This window comes from Patescibacteria group bacterium (genome assembly GCA_022560785.1).
Lineage (GTDB): Bacteria > Patescibacteriota > Minisyncoccia > Phycocordibacterales > JADFSL01 > JADFSL01.
In genome coordinates this window covers 1-4,275 of the sequence record JADFSL010000035.1, presented here as the reverse complement: position 1 = coordinate 4,275, position 4,275 = coordinate 1, and the positions used below count along the sequence as shown (strand labels likewise).

Here is a 4,275-nt window from a genome sequence, read left to right as displayed (position 1 = left end):
ACGATTATTTAAAGTATTACAGAGAGGAATAGAGCAATACAGTGTCTTGCTGCATAGCTCTTTTACAAAAAAGAAAATAAAAGAATCGTGGCAAAAAGCCGTTGAGACAAAACATCCCATGCTCATGATAGGAACACCGATGTTTCTGTCTATTCCAAGAAGTGATATCAATACGATAATTATTGAAAAGGAGCATTCCTCGTACTACAAACATTCCACCAGACCATTTCTTGATATGAGGATTTTTGCAGAATACATTGCCGCGCAATATGGAGCCCGTTTTGTGCTTTCCGGTATGCCGTTGCGCACTGAAACAATGCATCGATATAAAAATGGTGAATTTGAAGAACTTCGACCTCTTAAACTCCGACCGACTACACCTGCGACATCTGCACAACATAAAATAATAGACATGAAAGCAGAAAGTAAAGACGGTCTAAATATAAAGAAAAAGAAGTTTGAAATTCTCAGTGATGATATGAAAAAGATTATTGATAAAACCAGAAAGTCAGGAGAACGAATGTTTATATTTACCGCTCGTCGTGGTACTGCATCCTCTACCGTTTGCAATGACTGCGGACATACAGTGTTATGCGAGAAGTGCAATACGCCAGTGGTGCTTCATAGTGCCCTGAGAGTCAATGTATTTATGTGCCATTACTGCGGAGCCGTGAGAAGTGCCAAGGAGCGATGCACTCTGTGTCAAAGTTGGAACTTGGTGGCACTCGGTATTGGAATACAGCGAGTAGAGAGTGTGTTGAAAAGCGAATTTCCAAAAAGAAAAGTGATAATCGCCGACAGAGACAACTTATCAACCCATAAACAGACAAAAAGTGCTGTGCAACTTTTTTATGACACACCGGGAAGTATTCTTCTTGGAACAGAGATGGTACTGCCATATCTTAATGAGCCGATTGAGTATGTAGTTGTGGCTTCATCTGATTCCCTTTTGTCTGTGCCACAGTGGAGAATATCAGAAAAATTATTTTCACTCCTTCTCAGGATGAGAGATCTTGCAATAAAGATGTTTTTGATACAAACTCGCCGACCGGAAAACACAGTGCTAAAATATGCCGCTGTAGGAAATATTCTTGATTTTTATAAACAGGAAATTTCATTGCGTGAAAAATTAAAATATCCCCCAACTCACGTACTTGTAAAAATAGCCATAAGTGGAGCATTGCCACGTCTCAAGAAAGAATTTAAAAAAATAGAAGAAATGTTTACGGAATACAACATTCATATATACACGTCTCCTGTAAAAAATAGAGGTCAGCATACAATGTACGGCCTTATTCGCATAAAAAAGAAAGTATGGCCTAGTGAGAAATTGGTGACAGGGCTTCGTTCACTGCCTCCCAGTATTGCTGTTACCATTGATCCGGAAAATCTATTTTAAATGGTTGACACGGCGAACTACTATGGTAGAATTCTGTGTATCGGACTGATCGTCCGAAGAGTGAGGAGATGAGCACTGCCCTTTTGCCCACCAAGTAAAGGAAACATGTCCTCTTTCTCTCCCCGACTCGCCCGCCGGCGCATTTCCGGCGGGTTTTTATTTTTGTAATAAGGGCGATATAATCTGTATATGGTCACAATAGTCCAAAAAGGAAGTTTGATATTGAGAAAAGTGGCTAAAGAGGTGCCACAAAATGAGATATCCTCCAAAAAAATTCAAAAACTCATAAGGGAAATGAGTGAGGTTCTTGCTCGACAAGAGGATGGTATCGCTCTTGCCGCACCACAGGTTTCAAAATCCATTCGCTTATTTATTATATCGGGGAAAGCGTTGAAAGAAGAGAGGGTAACCAAAGAGAATCCTGAAAAAAATTTGATATTTATAAATCCAATTATTGTAAAACGTTCAAATAAAAAAAATATAATCGACGAAGGATGCTTGTCTGTACGAGGAGTGTACGGTAAAGTCAAACGAGCTGAAAAAGTTACTCTGTGTGCTTATGATGAAAACGGAAAGAAAATAGAACATGGAGGTAGTGGACTTATTGCACAAATTTTCCAGCACGAAATTGACCACTTAGATGGAATACTTTTTATAGATAAAACATCTGATACTTGGGATATACCTGTTACGCATGAAAAAAAATCTTAAAATTATATTTTTCGGCACTCCTCATTTTGCCGCTGTTGTCCTTGATAGACTCAAAAAGAGCGGAATCGAGATTGCCCTTATAATAACAGCTCCTGACAAACCAAAAGGGAGAAAGTTGGTCGTGACCCCATCTGAAGTTAAGGTGTGGGCACATGATAATGAAGTTGATGTACTCCAACCAGATGATCTTCGCGATGAAGATTTTCTAGAAGATTTAAAAAATACCGACTGGGATTTATTTATTGTGACTTCATATGGAACCATTCTTCCAAAAGAAATACTTGATATTCCAAAATACGGCACACTCAATGTTCACCCATCACTTCTCCCTAAACTCCGTGGAGCTTCCCCTATAATCTCAGCAATAATTAGGGATGAGAAAAAAACAGGTGTCAGTATAATGCTTGTTGATGAAAAAATGGATCACGGACCCATTATAGCTCAAGCAAGTATAGAGATTGAAAGCTGGCCTCCTCGTGCAAGTCTGCTCTCGGAAATGTTGGCAACCGAAGGTGGCAACCTATTGGCTGAAGTAATTGAGCCGTTTGTTGCAGGGGAAATAACACCTGAAGCACAGGAACACAACGAAGCAACATATACTGAAAAGATAAAAAAGGAAGACGGTTTAATAGACCTCTCTCTCGATCCTCATGAAAACCTGCGGAAAATAAGAGCGTTTGAAGGATGGCCCGGTACTTATTTTTTTACTAAGAAAGAAGGAAAGGAAATGAGGGTAAAAATAATGGACGCGCGGCTAAAAGATGCAAAATTGGAAATTACCCGAGTTATACCCGAGGGCAAGCGAGAAATGGATTATGAAGATTTTCTGAGAGGATAATAGTTTAAATTTTTTATTTTTTACGCCGCAGAAATTTTTTAATGTGCACTCCCCTTGCCTGAAGATCGCGAGTGAACTCTTTTACTTTGGCACCACTTCGTTTGAGTAAATGGAGTCTTTTTTGCTTATTTCTTCTCATTTCTCTCAGTATCTCATCTCGTGCCTTGTCTATCGCGCTATAGAGAGTCCCTTCTTCTGCTACCGCTCGAAACTGCTTCCCTGCTGTTCGTATGTTGATTTCAGCCCGAAACACATCACCGGATTGGTGATGCATGGTCGTTTTTCCTACTTCAACATCAGCCATGGCACTCGTATCATTAGGATCAACCAACTTTTCAAGTGAGGCCAGTCGCTTGTCTAAATATTCAGACGCCTCGGGAGTTAATGTGATGTGAGTCGCTTTAATATTTATGTGCATATATTGTCTGTAGTATAACATGTGGTTTTATACTGCAATACTTCCAATTTGATAACATTTCTTGTAAAATGTGCATATTCCGGTGTAGCTCAGTTGGTAGAGCAATTCGCTGTTAACGAATGGGTCACAGGTTCGAGTCCTGTCGCCGGAGCTAGAGTAAGTTGAACCCCGATGCGTATGCATTGGGGTTTTACTTATCTCTCTCTGTGGCAGGACTCGAAGACCTTTGATAGTTTTCTTGAATTTATGAAAAGAAAACAGAAAAGGTGTACCGTCCATGTAATGGAAGAGTACCCTGTCGCCGGAGCTAGAGTAAGTTGAACCCCGATGCGTATGCATTGGGGTTTTACTTATCTCTCTCTGTGGCAGGACTCGAAAAGGTTGCCAGATATTTTGTAAAAATATCGACAACCTGTACTGATCCTGTAAGGATCGAGATTCCTGTCGCCGGAGCAACAAACACTAAGTCCTGATGCGAATGCATTAGGGCTTTTGTGTTTGTCACCGGGACAGGACTCGAAAGGGTTGCCAGATATTTTCAAAGAAAATATCTGGCAACCCGTACTGATCTCGTAGAGATCGAGACTCCTGCTTACCACGTACCAAGCTTTGCTTTGGTACTGTGGTCGCCGGAGCAACTATATTTGTAGCCACTCCACAGACCCAACGAGAGAAACGTTAGAACTTTTGGTATACTTGAGCCATGGATATAGGCAGCAAGAAATTTAAATACAAAAAAACAGGTCTTTACTGCTTTGTCGCGTAGTATGAAAGAATTGATTATTTTTGACCTTGATGGGACGCTTAATGTAAGCAAAATGCAACCCGATAAAAAAATGATAAACCTTCTTTGTGAATTGCTTTCAAAAACAAAAATTGCCGTTATATCCGGCGCTTCATTCACGCAGT

The 4,275-nt window shown here is 40.2% G+C and carries 4 protein-coding genes and 1 tRNA gene; 4 read left to right on the top strand and 1 reads right to left on the bottom strand.

What is annotated here, in order from left to right; genetic code table 11:
* Positions 1 to 46 precede the first annotated feature (46 nt).
* The 3 genes from IIB50_02915 to IIB50_02905 all read left to right on the top strand — a co-directional run bounded on the left by IIB50_02915 (position 47) and on the right by IIB50_02905 (position 2,948).
* Positions 47 to 1,399: a hypothetical protein gene (locus IIB50_02915; protein ID MCH7530041.1), complete on the top strand. Its 1,353-nt coding sequence runs from the start codon at positions 47 to 49 to the stop codon at positions 1,397 to 1,399.
* A gap of 189 nt (positions 1,400 to 1,588) precedes the next feature.
* The gene (def, locus tag IIB50_02910; GenBank protein MCH7530040.1) at positions 1,589 to 2,110 is read left to right on the top strand and encodes a peptide deformylase; all 522 of its coding nucleotides are present in this window, start codon (positions 1,589 to 1,591) and stop codon (positions 2,108 to 2,110) included.
* Entirely contained in the window at positions 2,094 to 2,948 is an 855-nt protein-coding gene (locus tag IIB50_02905; GenBank protein ID MCH7530039.1) for a methionyl-tRNA formyltransferase, read from the top strand. Before def ends, IIB50_02905 begins: the two co-directional genes overlap by 17 nt.
* Positions 2,949 to 2,961: 13 nt before the next feature.
* Here IIB50_02905 and raiA read toward each other — a convergent pair whose 3' ends face one another.
* On the bottom strand, positions 2,962 to 3,366 hold the full coding sequence (gene raiA / locus IIB50_02900) for a ribosome-associated translation inhibitor RaiA (GenBank protein MCH7530038.1): 405 nt from the start codon (positions 3,364 to 3,366) through the stop codon (positions 2,962 to 2,964).
* Positions 3,367 to 3,444: 78 nt separating this feature from the next.
* On the opposite strand from raiA, the gene IIB50_02895 reads away from it, so the two are divergent.
* A tRNA-Asn gene (locus IIB50_02895) sits at positions 3,445 to 3,517 on the top strand.
* The last annotated feature ends 758 nt before the right edge of the window (positions 3,518 to 4,275 follow it).